The sequence below is a fragment of the Acidovorax sp. KNOB132 genome (assembly GCF_057541515.1).
This window is the reverse complement of record NZ_BAAJYT010000659.1, coordinates 1-570: the sequence shown is the minus strand read 5'-3', so window position 1 is coordinate 570 and position 570 is coordinate 1. Positions and strand designations below refer to the sequence as shown.

Sequence of the window (570 nt, the reverse complement as noted above, 5' to 3'; positions counted from 1 at the left end):
CGCGGCCTGGGCCGGCCCCCGGCGTGGCCGCGGACTACGAGGGCACGCTGCAGGAAGATGCGTTCACCCATTCGCGCGGGCTGGACATGCACCGGCCGCTGCACCGCGTGCGGCTGCACGGTGCGGACGGCACCGTGCTCTACGTGTCCGGCACCACGGGCGAGGTGGTGCGCGATGCGCCGCGCACCGAGCGCCTGTGGGGCTACGTGGGCACGTGGATCCACTGGCTCTACCCGCTGCGCGGCAACGCGCTGCAGCCCTACTGGAGCGCCACGGTGAACACGCTCGCCGTCGCCGGCACGCTGGCGGCGCTGGCCGGCACCGTCGTGGGCCTGCAGCGCTGGCGCTTTTCGCGGGCGCTACCGCAGCGGCGCGCGCACGCCCTACCCCACGCCCGCGATGCGCTGGCACCATGCGCTGGGACTGGTGTTTTCGGCGGCGACCATCGCATGGATCTTCAGCGGCTTCATGTCGATGAACCCGTGGAAGCTGTTCGACAGCGGCGCGCCGCCGCTGAATCTGGCGGCGCTGCAGGGCGGGCCGCTGGCCATGGGCCCGCCGCAGGGCCCA

1 pseudogene is annotated in these 570 nt (G+C 73.7%); it reads left to right on the top strand.

The window, feature by feature from the left end:
* A pseudogene (locus AC27IO_RS25265) lies at positions 1 to 570 on the top strand (PepSY domain-containing protein); the annotation flags it as partial.